This window comes from Stenotrophomonas genospecies 5 (assembly GCF_054473825.1).
The window spans coordinates 2,748,219-2,764,052 of record NZ_JBTMUW010000001.1 but is presented as its reverse complement, the minus strand read 5'-3'; the positions used below and the strand labels follow the sequence as shown (position 1 = coordinate 2,764,052).

General features: G+C 65.5%; 15 protein-coding genes. 13 read left to right on the top strand and 2 right to left on the bottom strand.

What is annotated here, in order from left to right; translation table 11 throughout:
• Window positions 1-162 precede the first annotated feature (162 nt).
• Together aceF and lpdA are read left to right on the top strand one after the other, a co-directional pair.
• Window positions 163-1,875: a dihydrolipoyllysine-residue acetyltransferase gene (gene aceF, locus ACX9OW_RS12665; RefSeq protein ID WP_193396447.1), complete on the top strand. Its 1,713-nt coding sequence runs from the start codon at window positions 163-165 to the stop codon at window positions 1,873-1,875.
• 107 nt (window positions 1,876-1,982) lie between these two features.
• Window positions 1,983-3,791 (top strand): dihydrolipoyl dehydrogenase, encoded by a 1,809-nt coding sequence (gene lpdA / locus ACX9OW_RS12660; RefSeq protein ID WP_459062341.1) that lies wholly within the window; start codon window positions 1,983-1,985, stop codon window positions 3,789-3,791.
• A 1,091-nt stretch (window positions 3,792-4,882) separates the two neighbouring features.
• Here lpdA and ACX9OW_RS12655 read toward each other — a convergent pair.
• Complete coding sequence (locus ACX9OW_RS12655; RefSeq protein WP_053518741.1) at window positions 4,883-5,701, bottom strand: hypothetical protein; 819 nt, start codon at window positions 5,699-5,701, stop codon at window positions 4,883-4,885.
• 460 nt (window positions 5,702-6,161) lie between these two features.
• On the opposite strand from ACX9OW_RS12655, the gene ACX9OW_RS12650 reads away from it, so the two are divergent.
• From ACX9OW_RS12650 to ACX9OW_RS12610, 9 genes are all read left to right on the top strand, one after another.
• Window positions 6,162-6,527 (top strand): hypothetical protein, encoded by a 366-nt coding sequence (locus ACX9OW_RS12650; protein ID WP_180876808.1) that lies wholly within the window; start codon window positions 6,162-6,164, stop codon window positions 6,525-6,527.
• A gap of 30 nt (window positions 6,528-6,557) precedes the next feature.
• Window positions 6,558-7,358, top strand: a complete 801-nt coding sequence (gene atpB, locus ACX9OW_RS12645) for a F0F1 ATP synthase subunit A (RefSeq protein ID WP_053518739.1) — start codon at window positions 6,558-6,560, stop codon at window positions 7,356-7,358.
• Between the two features lie 73 nt (window positions 7,359-7,431).
• Complete coding sequence (atpE, locus tag ACX9OW_RS12640) at window positions 7,432-7,737, top strand: F0F1 ATP synthase subunit C (RefSeq protein ID WP_005411133.1); 306 nt, start codon at window positions 7,432-7,434, stop codon at window positions 7,735-7,737.
• A 106-nt stretch (window positions 7,738-7,843) separates the two neighbouring features.
• Window positions 7,844-8,314 carry a F0F1 ATP synthase subunit B gene (locus tag ACX9OW_RS12635; RefSeq protein ID WP_053518738.1) on the top strand — a complete coding sequence of 157 codons (471 nt, stop codon included), beginning with the start codon at window positions 7,844-7,846 and terminating at the stop codon, window positions 8,312-8,314.
• A 2-nt stretch (window positions 8,315-8,316) separates the two neighbouring features.
• A complete protein-coding gene (locus ACX9OW_RS12630) occupies window positions 8,317-8,844 on the top strand; it encodes a F0F1 ATP synthase subunit delta (protein WP_053518737.1) in 528 nt (175 codons plus the stop codon).
• A 44-nt stretch (window positions 8,845-8,888) separates the two neighbouring features.
• Window positions 8,889-10,436 carry a F0F1 ATP synthase subunit alpha gene (gene atpA / locus ACX9OW_RS12625; protein WP_053518735.1) on the top strand — a complete coding sequence of 516 codons (1,548 nt, stop codon included), beginning with the start codon at window positions 8,889-8,891 and terminating at the stop codon, window positions 10,434-10,436.
• Window positions 10,437-10,517: 81 nt separating this feature from the next.
• A complete protein-coding gene (gene atpG / locus ACX9OW_RS12620) occupies window positions 10,518-11,381 on the top strand; it encodes a F0F1 ATP synthase subunit gamma (protein ID WP_053518734.1) in 864 nt (287 codons plus the stop codon).
• Window positions 11,382-11,419: 38 nt separating this feature from the next.
• A complete protein-coding gene (gene atpD / locus ACX9OW_RS12615; RefSeq protein ID WP_049429233.1) occupies window positions 11,420-12,826 on the top strand; it encodes a F0F1 ATP synthase subunit beta in 1,407 nt (468 codons plus the stop codon).
• A 113-nt stretch (window positions 12,827-12,939) separates the two neighbouring features.
• Complete coding sequence (locus ACX9OW_RS12610) at window positions 12,940-13,362, top strand: F0F1 ATP synthase subunit epsilon (protein WP_005419509.1); 423 nt, start codon at window positions 12,940-12,942, stop codon at window positions 13,360-13,362.
• Between the two features lie 67 nt (window positions 13,363-13,429).
• Here ACX9OW_RS12610 and ACX9OW_RS12605 read toward each other — a convergent pair whose 3' ends face one another.
• Complete coding sequence (locus tag ACX9OW_RS12605) at window positions 13,430-13,813, bottom strand: GtrA family protein (RefSeq protein ID WP_053518733.1); 384 nt, start codon at window positions 13,811-13,813, stop codon at window positions 13,430-13,432.
• Between the two features lie 80 nt (window positions 13,814-13,893).
• Between ACX9OW_RS12605 and glmU the strand changes: the two genes are divergently transcribed.
• A complete protein-coding gene (gene glmU / locus ACX9OW_RS12600; RefSeq protein ID WP_180876810.1) occupies window positions 13,894-15,261 on the top strand; it encodes a bifunctional UDP-N-acetylglucosamine diphosphorylase/glucosamine-1-phosphate N-acetyltransferase GlmU in 1,368 nt (455 codons plus the stop codon).
• The gene (locus ACX9OW_RS12595; RefSeq protein ID WP_193396448.1) at window positions 15,230-15,781 is read left to right on the top strand and encodes a GNAT family N-acetyltransferase; all 552 of its coding nucleotides are present in this window, start codon (window positions 15,230-15,232) and stop codon (window positions 15,779-15,781) included. The genes glmU and ACX9OW_RS12595 overlap by 32 nt, the downstream gene beginning before the upstream one ends.
• The last annotated feature ends 53 nt before the right edge of the window (window positions 15,782-15,834 follow it).

Below are 15,834 nucleotides of genomic sequence, written 5' to 3'. Positions count from 1 at the left end.
ACATCGTGCGGACAATACGCTACCCACTGGAGGTGCCTGCGCCCCATGGGCAACAGCGTGTCCCGGCTGCGTGCGTACTGAAAACACCTGTAACGGTTGGCGCTGGCCCCCGCTGGCCGCACAATAGACGTTTCCCTACACCAGATTGCCGGAGTTATCCCCATGGCCGAAATCAAGGAAGCACTTGTCCCCGATATCGGTGACTACAGCGATATCCCGGTAATCGAGGTGCTTGTCGCCGTTGGCGATACGGTCAGGAAGGACCAGGGCCTGGTGACGCTGGAAAGCGACAAGGCGACCATGGAAGTGCCGTCTTCGGTGGCCGGTGTGGTCAAGGAGATCAAGGTCAAGGTGGGTGACACCCTGTCCGAGGGCAAGGTCGTGGCGCTGATCGAAGTGGCGGCAGACGAGGCCGCAGCGCCGGCCGCTCCGGCCCCGGCCCCGGCCAAGGCCGCTGCCCCGGCGGCTGCCACCCAGAGCGCCCCGGCCCCGGCGGCTGCCGCGCCGGCCGCCCCGGCTGCCGGTGGCGGTGCGGTTGAAGCCCGGGTGCCGGACATCGGCGATTACACCGACATCCCGGTCATCGAAGTGCTGGTCGCCGTGGGCGACACCGTCAAGAAGGATCAGGGCCTGGTCACGCTGGAAAGCGACAAGGCGACCATGGAAGTGCCGTCCTCGGTGGCCGGTGTGGTCAAGGAACTGAAGGTCAAGGTGGGGGACACCCTGTCGCAGGGCAATGTGGTGGCCATCATCGAAGCCGAGGGTGCTGCTGCGCCGGCGCCGACCCGCGAAGCGGCTGCGGCGGCCCCGGCCGCTGCCGAGACCGCCACCAAGGTCGAGCCGGTCGCTGTGCCCGCCCAGCCGGACAAGCTGGCGGCTCGTGAGATCGCGTCGGCCGGCGCTCCGTCCAGCCCGCCCGTACAGTTCAACGCCGATGGCGTGCTGCCGGCCAAGGTGCCGTATGCCACCCCGGCGGTGCGCGTGTTCGCCCGCGAGCTGGGCGTGGACCTGCTGCAGATCAGCGGTACCGAGAAGGGCGGGCGCATCACCAAGGGTGACGTGCAGAAATTCGTCAAGGCCGCGCTCAGTGGTGGCGTTCCGGCCGCGGGCGGCACCGCTGCCGCCGCAGGCGGTGGGCTGAACCTGCTGCCGTGGCCGAAGGTCGATTTCAGCAAGTTCGGCGAGACCGAAGTGCAGCCGCTGTCGCGCATCAAGAAGATCTCCGGCGCGAACCTGGCCCGCAACTGGGCGATGATTCCGCACGTCACCCAGTTCGACCAGGCCGACATCACCGATCTGGAAGCACTGCGCGTGGCACTGAACAAGGAGAACGAGAAGGCCGGCATCAAGCTGACCATGCTCGCCTTCCTGATCAAGGCCAGCGCCGCGGCGCTGAAGAAGTTCCCGGAGTTCAACGCCTCGCTGGACGCCAGCGGCGAGAACCTGACCCTGAAGAAGTACTTCAACATCGGGTTCGCTGCCGATACGCCGAACGGCCTGGTCGTGCCGGTGATCCGCGACGTCGACAAGAAGGGCGTGGTGCAGATCGCACAGGAAACCGGCGAGCTGGCCAAGAAGGCGCGCGACGGCAAGCTGGGCCCGGCCGACATGAGTGGCGGCTGCTTCTCGATCAGCTCGCTGGGCGGGATTGGTGGCACCGCGTTCACCCCGATCGTCAATGCGCCGGAAGTGGCCATCCTGGGCGTGTCCAAGTCCTCCATCCAGCCGGTCTGGAATGGCAAGGAATTCGCACCGAAGCTGCTGCTGCCGCTGTCGCTGAGCTACGACCACCGCGTCATCGATGGCGCCCTGGCCGCACGCTTCACCACGTACCTGTCGCAGGTACTGGCCGACATGCGTCGCGTGCTGCTGTAAGGCACCGCTTCGCCCCCACCGTGCGGCCGCTGCCCCCTGGCGCGGCCGCGTGAACAGATGCAGTGACAGCCCGCCGGCCAGCCCGGCCGGGCATGAGGAAAACCACCATGGCCACGATTGAAGTCAAGGTTCCCGACATCGGCGATTACAGCGATGTGCCGGTGATCGAAGTGTTGGTCGCCGTCGGCGACACGGTGAAGAAGGACCAGGGCCTGGTGACCCTGGAGTCGGACAAGGCCACGCTGGAAGTGCCGTCCTCGGCCGCCGGTGTGGTCAAGGAGCTGAAGGTCAAGCTCGGCGATACGCTGTCCGAGGGTGCCGTGGTCGTGGTGCTGGACACCGAAGGAGCCGCCGAGGCCCCGGCCAAGGCGGCCGCACCTGCGCCGGCGGCCGCCGCCCCGGCCAGCAAGCCGCCGGTCACCCCGTCGCATCGCGCGCCGGCCGAACCGGCCGCACCGAAGCCGGCACTGGCCAGCGGCAAGCCGGCCGACATCGAATGCGAGATGGTCGTGCTGGGCTCCGGCCCGGGCGGCTACACCGCCGCGTTCCGCGCAGCCGATGTCGGTCTGGATACGGTACTGGTCGAGCGCTACGCCAGCCTCGGCGGCGTCTGCCTCAACGTCGGCTGCATTCCGTCCAAGGCGCTGCTGCATGCGGCGGCGGTCATCGATGAAGTCGCCCATGCCGGCGATTTCGGCGTGGAGTTCGGCAAGCCGACGATCACGCTGGACAAGCTGCGCCAGTACAAGGAAAAGGTCGTCAACCAGCTGACCAAGGGTCTGGCCGGCATGGCCAAGCAGCGCAAGGTGCGCAACGTGCAGGGTGTCGGTCGGTTCCTGTCGGCCAACGAGCTGGAGATCACCGCCGCTGACGGCAGCACGCAGCTGCTGCGCTTCCAGAAGTGCATCATCGCCGCCGGTTCGCAGGCGGTGAAGCTGCCGAACTTCCCGTGGGACGACAAGCGTGTGATGGATTCCACCGACGCGCTGGAGCTGGCCGAAGTGCCGGGTTCGCTGCTGGTTGTCGGTGGCGGCATCATCGGCCTGGAAATGGCGACCGTGTACGGTGCGCTGGGCAGCAAGGTTACCGTGGTCGAATTCATGGACCAGCTGATGCCGGGCGCCGACAAGGACCTGGTCAAGCCGCTGGCCGACCGCCTGAAGAAGCAGGGCATCGACGTTCACCTGAAGACCAAGGCGTCGGGCGTCACCGCCGATGCCAAGGGCATCACCGTGACCTTCGAGGCGGCCGAGGAAGGGCAGTCGCCGGCGCTGGCGCAGGGGACCTTCGATCGCGTGCTGGTCGCCGTGGGCCGTTCGCCGAATGGCAAGAAGATCGATGCCGAGAAGGCCGGCGTGCAGGTCACCGAGCGTGGCTTCATCCCGGTTGACCGGCAGATGCGTACCAACGTGCCGCACATCTTCGCCATTGGTGACATCGTCGGCAACCCGATGCTGGCCCACAAGGCCACGCACGAGGGCAAGCTGGCGGCTGAAGTGGCGGCCGGCCACAAGAAGGAGTGGGTGGGCCGCGTGATTCCGTCGGTGGCCTACACCAATCCGGAGATCGCCTGGGTGGGCGTGACCGAGACCGAGGCCAAGGCCAAGGGCCTGAAGGTCGGCGTGGCCAAGTTCCCGTGGGCGGCCAGTGGCCGCGCGATCGGCATCGGTCGCACCGAGGGCTTCACCAAGCTGATCTTCGACGAAGAGACCCACCGCATCATCGGGGGCGCGATCGTCGGTGTGCATGCCGGTGACCTGCTGGCCGAGATCGGTCTGGCCATCGAGATGGGCGCGGAAGCCGAAGACATCGGCCACACCATCCATGCCCATCCGACGCTGAGTGAATCGGTGGCGATGGCTTCGGAAATCTACGACGGCACGATCACCGATCTGTACATGCCGAAGAAGAAGTAAGGCGCTTGCGCCGGGCCATGCCCGGTGAAACGGAAAGCCCGGCGAAAGCCGGGTTTTTTGTTGGTGGCTTCTGTGGCTTCGGTGACTGTGGTCGCGAGCTTCCGGGCCGCTGCGCGGGTGGCAGGCATTTGGACACATGTCCCCCGTCGCCCGCCTGCGGCGGTCGCCTCCTCCTTTACTGTGTCCAAACGCCTGCCACCCACGCAGCGGCTCGGTGTACGGACGCTCCAGCAGAGCCAGTTCAACAGACGCGTGGAGGCCTGACACGCGGAGGGAGAGGGGGCTGCGTGCGAAGTAAAGGAGGAGGTGACGGCCGCAGGCCGGCGACGGGGGACATTCGCATGCAGCTCCCTCTCCCTCCAGCGCGCCAGCGATCCTGCGAGTGCGGCCTATGTGATCGCGAGCTTCCGGGCCTCTGCGCAGGCGGCAGGCATTTGGACACATGTCCCCCGTCGTCCGCCTGCGACGGTCGCCTCCTCCTTTACTTTGTCCAAACGCCTGCCACTCACGCAGCGGCTCGGCTTGCGGAGGGTCCAGCCGCAGAGCCACTTCAACAGACGCGTGGAGGCCTGACACTCGGAGGGAGAGGGGGCTGCGTGCGAAGTAAAGGAGGAGGTGACGGCCGCAGGCTGGCGCCGGGGGACATTCGCATGCAGCTCCCTCTCCCTCCAGCGCGCCAGCGATCCTGCGAGTGCGGCCTATGTGATCGCGAGCTTCCGGGCCTCTGCGCAGGCGGCAGGCCTTTCGACACATGTCCCCCGCCGTCCGCCTGCGGCGGTCGCCTCCTCCTTTACTTTGTCCAAACGCCTGCCACTCACGCAGCGGCTCGACTTGCGGACGGTCCAGCCACAGCGCCACTTCATCAGACGCGTGGAGGCCTGACACGCGGAGGGAGAGGGGGCTGCGTGCGAAGTAAAGGAGGAGGTGACGGCCGCAGGTCGGCGCCGGGGGACATTCGCATGCAGCCCCCTCTCCCTCCAGCGCTTCGACCATGCCGCTTTTACCCCGGCAGGACAAAGCAGCACAAAAAAACGCGGCCCCCGATGTTCCGGAGGCCGCGCCAGGAGAGAGTGCGATGGAAGGGGCAGGAATCAGAACACGAAGCTGACGCCGGCCACCGGGCCCTTGAATTCCTGCTTCAGACCGATGGTGCCGTCGCTGCCCTTCTTGTCCGCATCCAGCTTGAACCAGTCGTAGCCGGCGAACAGGCCGAAGTTCTTGGTCAGGCGGTAATCGACGATGGCATTGGCGCGGCTCAGGTCACCCTTGTAGTCGTCGAAGCTGCCCCAGCGGGTGTTGAGGTACTGACCCTGCAGGGTGATCATCCACTTCTCGGACGGGGTGAAGCTCAGGCGTGCACCGACCACCGGTGCCACACCGTCGGTCTTCTCGTCCAGGAACTGGCCTTCATACACGGTGCCCAGGTCCGCATAGCCCTTGGTGCTGACCTTGGCGTACTCCGCACCCAGCTGCAGGCCCAGATCGAAGGTGTCGGTGTCGACAACGGAGTAGTCGTAGACCAGGCTGGCCACCTGGTACTTCAGCTCGGCCTTGACGAAGCTGTCAGCCGGCACGTTGACGCCGCCGAAGGAGATGTCCTGGCCCAGCGTCTCGCGCCGGTCCTTGTCGTACTTGAAGTAGTTGAACAGGAAGCGCTGGCGGTCGCTGAGGCGGAACATACCGTCTACCCGCGGTTCCCATTCCTTGCCGCCGAGCTTGAAATCTTCCGAGAAACCGACGTCCTGGCCGGCGACAGTGGTGTTGCCGCGCAGCGTGTTGTCCGAATCGATGTTCATCGCACCCAGGCGCAGGGCGAAACGGTCATCGCCTTCGGCGGCATGGGCGGCGCTGGCGAACGATGCGCCGGCGGCAAGCAGGGAGAGGGCGAGCAGGGTGGGGACGGAGCGCATCGAAGAGTCCTTGCAGTGGTTCATCAGAATGAAGCCCACTGTGCAGGACGCGCTCGTCCACCATGCGTGAACGTATGGTCGATGGCGTGTGCACGGTTCAGCGCTGTCACGACCATGAAAAAGGATGGCCCCGGAGCCGGGCTTCGGGGCCATCGTGGACCTGCGGGGCGAAGCGTCGACGAGGTTGCTGCAGGCAGGTCGGAAGGTCGGACCGGCAAGGTCGCGGAAAGTTCCCAGGCGTGCGACCAAAGTTCAATACGCTGCACTGCAGCATCATGTGGACGTCATTGTCCCTTGGGCGGCACGCAAAAATGTAACCGTTACCGCAACTTGCGCCCTTCCGGGATGAACAGGCAGCGGTTGTCTCGCAAATTGTCCCATTGCTATAATTTGGCGGCTCGATGAGGCCCCCCTGCTGTAGCCGCCTCAACCCTCCACTTGCAACCACGCGGGACGTCCTGTGCTGAACTCCGTTGAAGCGGGTCGGCGACTGATGCTGCGCGCCGCGGTCTACCCGCTGGCCGCAGTGGCTGTCCTGGCCCTGGCCTTCCTGCTGGTAGGGCCGAAGTACGCGCTCGGTGCCCTGGCATCCGGCGTGGCGATCTCGGCCGGTGGCTGGGTCGCGGCACGGATGGCGCTGGGCGGGGGTGCCCTGGCTGCGGGGTCGGCAATGGCACGGCTGATCATTGCGATCGTGGCGAAGTGGGTAGTCGTTTTCGGCGTCCTGCTGGTGGGGTTCCTGGTCTTCAAGCTGCCTGCATTGGCGCTGTTGGCCGGTATCGCCGTCGGCTTGATGTTCCAGGTCCTGGCGATGGCCAGGCGTTGACAGAATTCAATTAACTAAGGTTCCGGACACATGGCGGGCGAGGCTCTAACCCCTACCAGCTACATCCAGCATCACCTGCAGAACCTGACCGCACCGGTCGGCAACGGCGACGGGATGTTCTGGCATATCCACGTCGATACCTTCCTCACCGCGGTCCTGATGGGCCTGGTGATTGTGGTCGCCTTCTGGCTGGGCACCCGCAAGGCCACGGCTGGCGTGCCGGGCAAGTGGCAGGCCTTCGTGGAGATCTGCCTGGAGTTCGTCGACCGCCAGGCCAAGGACACCTACCACGGCAAGAGCAAGCTGGTCACGCCGATCGCCATCACGATCTTCTTCTGGATCCTGATGATGAACCTCATCAAGATGATCCCGGCCGACTTCATCGCCAAGCCGCTGGAGCTGGCGGGCATCCATTACTGGAAGCCGGTGCCGACCGCCGACGTCAATGCCACCCTGGGCATGGCCATCAGCGTGTTCTTCCTGATGCTGTTCTTCGCGCTGAAGTCCAAGGGACTGGGCGGCTTCATCAAGGAGTTCCTGACGGCTCCGTTCGGCAAGTGGATGATGCCGTTCAACCTGATCCTCAACATCGTCGAGTGGCTGAGCAAGCCGATCTCCCTGGCGATGCGACTGTTCGGCAACATGTTCGGCGGCGAAATCGTGTTCCTGCTGATCTGGGTGCTGGGTGGTGCCGGTTTCTTCGGCGCCATTGCCGGTGGTGCGTTCGGCCTCGGCTGGATGCTGTTCCACCTGCTGGTGATCCCGCTGCAGGCCTTCATCTTCATGATGCTGTCGATCGTGTACCTGAGCCTGTCGGAAGACGCTCACTGAGTTTCAAGCTTCAACGCGTTTCAACCTTCATCCGTTTCATCACCCTTAGCAACTTAAGTTCCTGGAGATAACCATGTACTTCGCCGTCCTGACCAACTTCGCGCAGATTCAGAGCTCCACCGCCCTCGCCGTCGGCATCATGATCGGCCTGGCCGCGCTGGGCGCCGGTCTGGGTCTGGCCATCATGGCTGGTAAGTTCCTGGAGTCGGCCGCCCGCCAGCCGGAACTGATCCCGGTCCTGCAGGTCCGCATGTTCATCACCGCCGGCCTGATCGACGCCGCGTTCATCATCTCGGTCGCCGTCGGCCTGCTGCTGGCCTTCGCCAACCCGCTGTCGGCCGCCTTCGCCGGTGCCGTCACCAAGGCTCTGGCCGGCTGATACAGCGGTTTGAGACGACCGGGTGCTGATGCACCCGGTTTCGGATGAAGGCCGGATGCGCCGCCCCGGCGGCGCGTCCACCCCGAAACCAGCGATCGAGCTAACCATGAATATCAATTTCACCCTTCTTGCGCAGGCGCTCGCCTTCGCTGGTCTGATCTGGATCATCGCGACCAAGATCTGGCCGCCGCTGATGAACGCGATCGAAGAGCGCCAGCAGAAGATTGCTGAAGGCCTCGCTGCTGCCGACCGCAGCCAGAAAGATCTGGCCCAGGCGCAGGAGAAGGTCAACGAAGCGCTGAAGGAAGCCCGCACCAAGGCCAACGAGATCATCGACCAGGCCCACGCGCGCGCCAACCAGATCGTCGACGCAGCCCGTACCGAAGCGATCACCGAAGCCACCCGTCAGAAGGAACTGGCCCAGGCTGAGATCGACGCCGCCGCCAACCGTGCCCGTGAAGATCTGCGCAAGCAGGTGTCCGCGCTGGCCGTGACCGGTGCCGAAAAGCTGCTCAAGCGCGAAATCGACGCCAACGCCCACAAGGCGCTGCTCGACGAGCTGGCCTCGGAGATCTAAGGATGAGCCAGGCCCTCACGCTTGCCCGCCCGTACGCCCGCGCCGCGTTCGCGACCGCGCGCGACGAAGGCGCGTTCGCGCCGTGGTCGGACGCCCTGGCGTTCTCCGCCCACGTCGCCGCCGACCCGCGCGTGGCGGCCCTGCTCGCCAACCCGGAGCTCGGTCGTGACGACGCTGTCGCCCTGCTGGCGCCGGCGACCCACGGCGAAAGCTTCTCGCGCTTCCTGGCCATCCTGGCCGAATCGCATCGTCTGCCGCTGCTGCCGGAGATCTCCGGCATGTTCGACGCCCTGCGCGCCGAAGCCGAGCACGTGGTCAAGGCCACCGTGACCTCGGCCGCCGAACTGTCGGCCGGCGAGCTGGACGCGATCAAGGTCGCGCTGCGCAAGCGCTTCAACCGCGAGGTCGATGTGACCACTGCGGTCGATGCCTCGCTGATCGGCGGCGCCGTGATCGACGCCGGCGACGTGGTCATCGATGGTTCGCTGAAGGGCAAGCTGGCCCGCCTGCAGACCGCGCTCGCTAACTGAATTCATTTAACGTCCGGCCCCGCTGCCGGCACTAGGACTTGACGATGGCAACCACGCTCAACCCCTCCGAAATCAGCGAACTGATCAAGAACCGCATCGAGAAGGTCAAGCTGGCCGCGGAATCGCGCAACGAAGGCACCGTGACCAGCGTGTCCGACGGCATCGTGCGCATCTTCGGTCTGGCCGACGTGATGCAGGGCGAAATGATCGAACTGCCGAACAACACCTTCGCCCTGGCCCTGAACCTGGAGCGCGACTCGGTCGGCGCCGTGGTCCTGGGTGACTACGAGCACCTGCGCGAAGGCGACGTCGCCAAGACCACCGGCCGCATCCTGGAAGTGCCGGTCGGTCCGGAACTGCTGGGCCGCGTCGTCAACGCGCTCGGCGAGCCGATCGACGGCAAGGGCCCGCTGGGCACCGACGTGACCGCTCCGGTGGAGCGTGTTGCTCCGGGCGTGATCTGGCGCAAGTCGGTCGACCAGCCGGTGCAGACCGGTTACAAGTCGGTCGACTCGATGATCCCGATCGGCCGTGGCCAGCGCGAGCTGATCATCGGTGACCGCCAGACCGGCAAGACCGCCATGGCGATCGACGCGGTGATCAACCAGAAGGGCACCGGCATCAAGTGCGTGTACGTTGCGATCGGCCAGAAGGCATCGACCATCGCCAACATCGTGCGCAAGCTGGAAGAAAACGGCGCCCTGGCCCACACCATCGTCGTGGCCGCCACCGCGTCCGAATCGGCTGCGATGCAGTACATCAGCGCCTACTCGGGCTGCACCATGGGTGAGTACTTCATGGACCGCGGCGAAGACGCGCTGATCGTGTACGACGATCTGTCCAAGCAGGCCGTTGCCTACCGCCAGATCTCGCTGCTGCTGAAGCGCCCGCCGGGCCGTGAAGCCTACCCGGGCGACGTGTTCTACCTGCACTCGCGCCTGCTGGAACGCGCTGCCCGCGTGTCCGAGGAGTACGTCGAGAAGTTCACCGAAGGCAAGGTCACCGGCAAGACCGGTTCGCTGACCGCGCTGCCGATCATCGAAACCCAGGCCGGCGACGTGTCCGCCTTCGTTCCGACCAACGTGATCTCGATCACCGACGGCCAGATCTTCCTGGAAACCGACCTGTTCAACGCCGGCATCCGCCCGGCCGTGAACGCCGGTATCTCGGTGTCGCGCGTCGGTGGTTCGGCGCAGACCAAGATCATCAAGAAGCTGTCGGGCGGCATCCGCATCTCGCTTGCCCAGTACCGTGAGCTGGCTGCGTTCGCGCAGTTCGCTTCGGATCTGGACGAAGCCACCCGCAAGCAGCTGGAACGTGGCCAGCGCGTCACCGAGCTGATGAAGCAGAAGCAGTACGCGCCGATGTCGATCGCCAACCAGGCGCTGTCGATCTACGCCGTCAACGAGGGTTACCTCGACGACGTGCCGGTCAACAAGCTGCTGGCGTTCGAAGAGGGCCTGCACGCCCACTTCGCCAACACCCAGGGCGAGCTGATCAACAAGGTCAACGCCACCGGTGGCTGGGACAACGATATCGAAGGTGCCTTCAAGAAGGGCATCGCCGACTTCAAGACCACCGGCAGCTGGTAACAGCGCATGGGGAACGGGGCCTGGCCCCGTTCCGCCGTTGAACAACGCGGGGCATCAGCCCCGCGCCACGGGAAACAAGAGATGGCAAGCGGACGCGAAATCAAAACCAAGATCAAGAGCGTGCAGAACACCCGCAAGGTGACGCGCGCCCTGGAGATGGTCTCGGCCTCCAAGATCCGCAAGGCGCAGGATCGGATGAAGACCTCGCGTCCGTACGCGCAGGCGATGAAGCAGGTGATCGGCCACCTGGCGCAGGCCAGCACCGATTACCAGCATCCGTTCCTGGTCGAGCGCGAGCAGGTCAAGCGGGTCGGTTTCATCGTGATCTCCTCCGATCGCGGCCTGGCCGGCGGCCTGAACAACAACCTGTTCCGCAAGATGCTGGGCGAAGCCAAGGCATGGCAGGACAAGGGTGCGGAAGTGGATCTGGTGACCATCGGCCAGAAGGCATCGACCTTCTTCCGCCGCGTCAAGGTCAACATGGTCGGCAGCGTGACCCACATCGGCGACGTGCCGAAGCTGGAATCGCTGATCGGTGTGATCAAGGTCATGCTCGACGCCTTCACTGAAGGCAAGGTCGACCGCGTGTACCTGGTCTACAACCGCTTCGTGAACACCATGACGCAGAAGGCCAGCTTCGATCAGCTGCTGCCGCTGCCGGCGGCCGAGAAGCAGGTCGCGCACCACGACTGGGATTACCTGTACGAACCCGATGCCGCGACCGTGCTCGAGCACGTGATGACGCGTTACATCGAGTCGCTGGTGTACCAGGCATTGCTGGAAAACGTCGCCTCCGAACATGCCGCACGCATGGTCGCGATGAAGGCGGCGAGCGACAACGCCAACAAGCTGATCGGTACGCTGCAGCTCGTCTACAACAAGGCGCGCCAGGCAGCGATCACCCAGGAAATCTCCGAAATCGTCGGCGGCGCGGCAGCAGTCTGACCGCGTTCGTTCAAAGCACACATTTAGAGGATGCAGCAATGAGTCAGGGCAAGATCGTTCAGATCATCGGCGCGGTCGTCGACGTCGAATTCCCGCGTGAGTCGGTGCCGAAGGTGTACGACGCACTGAAGGTCGACAACACCGAAATCACCCTTGAAGTCCAGCAGCAGCTGGGCGACGGCGTGGTGCGTACCATCGCCCTCGGTTCCACCGATGGCCTGAAGCGCAACCTGGTCGCCACCAACACCGGTCGTGGCATCTCGGTGCCGGTCGGCGCCGGCACCCTGGGCCGCATCATGGACGTGCTGGGCCGTCCGATCGACGAAGCCGGCCCGGTCGCTGCCAGCGACAACTGGGAAATCCACCGTGCGGCACCGTCGTACGAAGACCAGTCCCCGGCCACCGAGCTGCTGGAAACCGGCATCAAGGTCATCGACCTGATGTGCCCGTTCGCCAAGGGCGGCAAGGTCGGCCTGTTCGGCGGCGCCGGCGTCGGCAAGACCGTCAACATGATGGAACTGATCAACAACATCGCCAAGGCGCACAGCGGTCTGTCCGTGTTCGCCGGCGTGGGTGAGCGTACCCGTGAGGGCAACGACTTCTACCACGAAATGAAGGACTCCAACGTCCTCGACAAGGTGGCGATGGTGTACGGCCAGATGAACGAGCCGCCGGGCAACCGCCTGCGCGTCGCGCTGACCGGCCTGACCATGGCCGAGTACTTCCGCGACGAGAAGGACGAGAACGGCAAGGGCAAGGACGTGCTGCTGTTCGTCGACAACATCTACCGCTACACCCTGGCCGGTACCGAAGTGTCGGCACTGCTGGGTCGTATGCCGTCCGCCGTGGGTTACCAGCCGACCCTGGCCGAGGAAATGGGCGTCCTGCAGGAGCGCATCACCTCGACCAAGAACGGTTCGATCACCTCGATCCAGGCCGTCTACGTTCCCGCGGACGACCTGACCGACCCGTCGCCGGCGACCACCTTCGCCCACCTGGACTCGACCGTGACCCTGTCGCGTTCGATCGCCTCGCTGGGTATCTACCCGGCCGTCGATCCGCTGGACTCCACCAGCCGCCAGATGGACCCGCTGGTCATCGGCCACGAGCACTACGACACCGCCCAGCGCGTCCAGCAGACCCTGCAGAAGTACAAGGAACTGAAGGACATCATCGCCATCCTGGGCATGGACGAACTGTCCGAAGAAGACAAGCAGGCCGTGTCGCGCGCCCGCAAGATCGAGCGCTTCTTCAGCCAGCCGTTCCACGTGGCCGAAGTGTTCACCGGTTCGCCGGGCAAGTACGTGCCGCTGAAGGACACCATCCGTGGCTTCAAGGCCATCGTCGATGGCGAGTACGACCACCTGCCGGAGCAGGCGTTCTACATGGTCGGCGGCATCGAAGAAGCGGTCGAGAAGGCCAAGAAGATGGCCGAGAAGGCCTGATCCGGGAGGGGCGGGAGCGATCCTGCCCCACCTGACGCCGGCGCCGGGCAGCCGCCCGGGCCGGTGGACCTCCACGGTGGCATCGCGCCACCGCGAACAGCGAAGAGATTTGCATGAGCACGATCCGTTGCGACATCGTCAGCGCCGAGCAGGAAATCTTCCGTGGCGAAGCGACCCTGGTCGTGGCCACCGGTGAGCTGGGTGAACTGGGCATCGCGCCCAAGCACGCACCGCTGATCACCCGCCTGAAGCCGGGCAAGGTGGTGGTGACCACGCCGAACGGCGAGCAGCTGGATTTCGCCATTTCCGGCGGCATCCTGGAGGTTCAGCCGCAGGTGGTGACCGTGCTGGCCGACACCGCGATCCGCGCGCAGGACATCGACGAAGCCTCGGTCCGCAAGGCCAAGGAAGAAGCCGAGCGCATCCTGGCCAACCGTGGTGAAGCCATGGAAGTGGCCGAAGCCCAGCAGAAGCTGGCCGAAGCCGTGGTCCAGTTGCAGGCGCTGGAGCGCCTGCGCAAGAACCTCAAGCACTGAGGCTCGCCACACCCACAGGAACGCCGGCCTCGTGCCGGCGTTTTTGTTTGTGCGCCATCACCGCCGGTCAGCGGTAGACCACGTGGCGCATCAGCAGGAACGACACCGCCGCCAGTCCGCCCTCGACCAGCGGCTTGGCCAGCCACGCGTAGCGCAGGCCCAGAGCCTGGTCGACCAGGCTGACCAGCAGCGTGCTGGCCGCCGTCAGCAGCAGCCACAGCGCGCAGAAGCGCGCAAAGCGCTTCCAGCCCAGCTTGTGCGTGCCCGGCTCGGCGAACGTGTAGCGACCGTTGAGCCAGAAGCCCAGCAGCATCCCCGCCAGCCGGCCCGTGACGTTGGCCGGTGCAACCGGCAACCCCAGTGCGGTGGCCGCCACGAAGACCACCCAGTCGACCAGCAGCTGCACGAGCCCGATGACGAGGTAGGTGCTTCCCTGGCGGATGAGGCTCATCGGCATGCTGAAGAAGGAGGGGCATCCATGTTAACGGGCCACGCTCTAGAATCGGTGTCATCGAACCACGGATTCCCCCCATGACCCAACCCCTGCACGTGATCATCCTGGCCGCAGGTGCCGGCAAGCGCATGAAGTCGGTGCTGCCGAAGGTGCTGCAGCCGATCGCCGGGCAGCCGATGCTCGCGCATGTCATCGCTGCCGCCCGCGAGCTGGACCCCGCTGCGATCCACGTGGTGTACGGCCATGGTGGCGAGGCAGTGCGGCGCCACTTCGCCGACCAGACCGACCTGCAATGGGCCGAGCAGGCACAGCAGCTGGGGACCGGCCACGCGGTCGCGCAGGCGATGCCGCAGGTGCCCGACGCCGCGCAGGTGCTGGTGCTGTACGGCGATGTGCCGTTGATCCGCGCGCAGACGCTGCGCGACCTGCTGGCGCAGCCGGGCCGGCTGGCCGTGCTTGTGGCCGATGTCGATGACCCGACCGGTTATGGCCGCGTGCTGCGCGACGCCGAGGGCCGGGTCGGCGCCATCGTCGAACAGAAGGACGCCAGCGATGACCAGCTGCGCGTGCGCACGATCAATACCGGCATCATCACCGCCGAATCGACCGCGCTGCGCCGGTGGCTCTCGCAGCTGTCCAACAGCAACGCGCAGGGCGAGTACTACCTGACCGACGTATTTGCCTTTGCAGCCCGTGAGTTCACCCCGGCCGAGATGGCACTGGTGGCCGACGTGCAGGAAGCAGAAGGGGCGAACGATCCCTGGCAGCTGGCGCAGCTCGAGCGCGCGTGGCAGCGCCGCGCAGTACGTGCGCTGTGCGCGCAGGGCGCGCGCGTGCTGGACCCGTCACGGCTGGATATCCGCGGCAGCGTGACGGTCGGCAGCGATGTGCTCATCGATGTCGATGTCATTCTCGAGGGCAATGTGGTGCTGGGAGATGGCGTGACCATCGGCCCGTTCAATCGACTCAAGGACGTGACGCTCGGGCCGGGCACCGAAGTGCGCGCGCACTGCGACCTGGAAGGCGTGGTCACCGAAGGTGCCGCATCGGTCGGTCCGTTCGCCCGGTTGCGCCCGGGCACCGTGCTCGCCGATGGCGTCCACGTAGGCAACTTCGTGGAGACCAAGAAAGTGACCCTCGGCGTGGGCAGCAAGGCCAACCACCTGACCTATCTGGGCGATGCGGTGATCGGCAGCAAGGTGAACATCGGCGCCGGCACCATCACCTGCAACTACGACGGCGTGAACAAGTCGACCACGACCATCGGCGACAATGCCTTCATCGGTTCCAACAGCTCGCTGGTGGCGCCGGTGCTGATCGGCGAGGGCGCCACCATCGCCGCCGGTTCGGTCATCACCCGCACCGCGCCGGACGGCAAGCTGACGCTGGCACGCGCACGGCAGGAAACCATCGATGGCTGGAAGCGGCCGGTCAAGAAATCCTGAGCCACGGGTTCCGCATGCCGACGAGCTCGGCGTGCTGCCGGCGATCGAACAGCGTGCCGGCGAACTGCTGAAGGGCCACGAAGCCTATCCGGTGTTCGCCGGCCACGGCCTGGATCTGCAGGCGCTGCGGGACGGCCTCCGGCGCGGCCAGCTGTGGGTGGTGGATGACGCCGACGGCGGCGGCATCGCCGGTTACCTGCTGGCAGGCGGGCTGTGCGGCGAATTCCATGTGCTGCAGATGGATGTGGACCCGACGCATGCGCGTCGTGGCCATGGTCGTGCTTTGCTGCGGCACGCGTTGGCATTGGCCAGGACCCAGGGCTATCGCTCTGCGGTGCTGACCACGCTGGCAGACGTGCCGTGGAATGCGCCGTTCTATGCCGGCGAGGGATTCGTGGGGCTTGCGCAGGAGGAATGGGGTGACGGGCTGCAGGCCGTGATGGCGGAGGAAGCCGCATTGGGGTTTCCGATGCATCTACGGGTGGCGATGCGGCGTGTCCTGTCTTCGATGGATGGCTGAAGGTCGTTCCGGGGTGCCTTCGCCAATGATGTCGGGCAGCGCCGGGTCATGCC

Excerpts from the sequence above, each read along its gene's own strand:
- aceF (WP_193396447.1), top strand. The coding sequence starts at position 163 with ATGGCCGAAATCAAGGAAGCACTTGTCCCCGATATCGGTGACTACAGC.
- lpdA (WP_459062341.1), top strand. The coding sequence starts at position 1,983 with ATGGCCACGATTGAAGTCAAGGTTCCCGACATCGGCGATTACAGCGAT.
- ACX9OW_RS12655 (WP_053518741.1), bottom strand. The coding sequence starts at position 5,701 with ATGCGCTCCGTCCCCACCCTGCTCGCCCTCTCCCTGCTTGCCGCCGGC.
- atpB (WP_053518739.1), top strand. The coding sequence starts at position 6,558 with ATGGCGGGCGAGGCTCTAACCCCTACCAGCTACATCCAGCATCACCTG.
- atpE (WP_005411133.1), top strand. The coding sequence starts at position 7,432 with ATGTACTTCGCCGTCCTGACCAACTTCGCGCAGATTCAGAGCTCCACC.
- ACX9OW_RS12635 (WP_053518738.1), top strand. The coding sequence starts at position 7,844 with ATGAATATCAATTTCACCCTTCTTGCGCAGGCGCTCGCCTTCGCTGGT.
- ACX9OW_RS12630 (WP_053518737.1), top strand. The coding sequence starts at position 8,317 with ATGAGCCAGGCCCTCACGCTTGCCCGCCCGTACGCCCGCGCCGCGTTC.
- atpA (WP_053518735.1), top strand. The coding sequence starts at position 8,889 with ATGGCAACCACGCTCAACCCCTCCGAAATCAGCGAACTGATCAAGAAC.
- atpG (WP_053518734.1), top strand. The coding sequence starts at position 10,518 with ATGGCAAGCGGACGCGAAATCAAAACCAAGATCAAGAGCGTGCAGAAC.
- atpD (WP_049429233.1), top strand. The coding sequence starts at position 11,420 with ATGAGTCAGGGCAAGATCGTTCAGATCATCGGCGCGGTCGTCGACGTC.
- ACX9OW_RS12610 (WP_005419509.1), top strand. The coding sequence starts at position 12,940 with ATGAGCACGATCCGTTGCGACATCGTCAGCGCCGAGCAGGAAATCTTC.
- ACX9OW_RS12605 (WP_053518733.1), bottom strand. The coding sequence starts at position 13,813 with ATGAGCCTCATCCGCCAGGGAAGCACCTACCTCGTCATCGGGCTCGTG.
- glmU (WP_180876810.1), top strand. The coding sequence starts at position 13,894 with ATGACCCAACCCCTGCACGTGATCATCCTGGCCGCAGGTGCCGGCAAG.
- ACX9OW_RS12595 (WP_193396448.1), top strand. The coding sequence starts at position 15,230 with ATGGCTGGAAGCGGCCGGTCAAGAAATCCTGAGCCACGGGTTCCGCAT.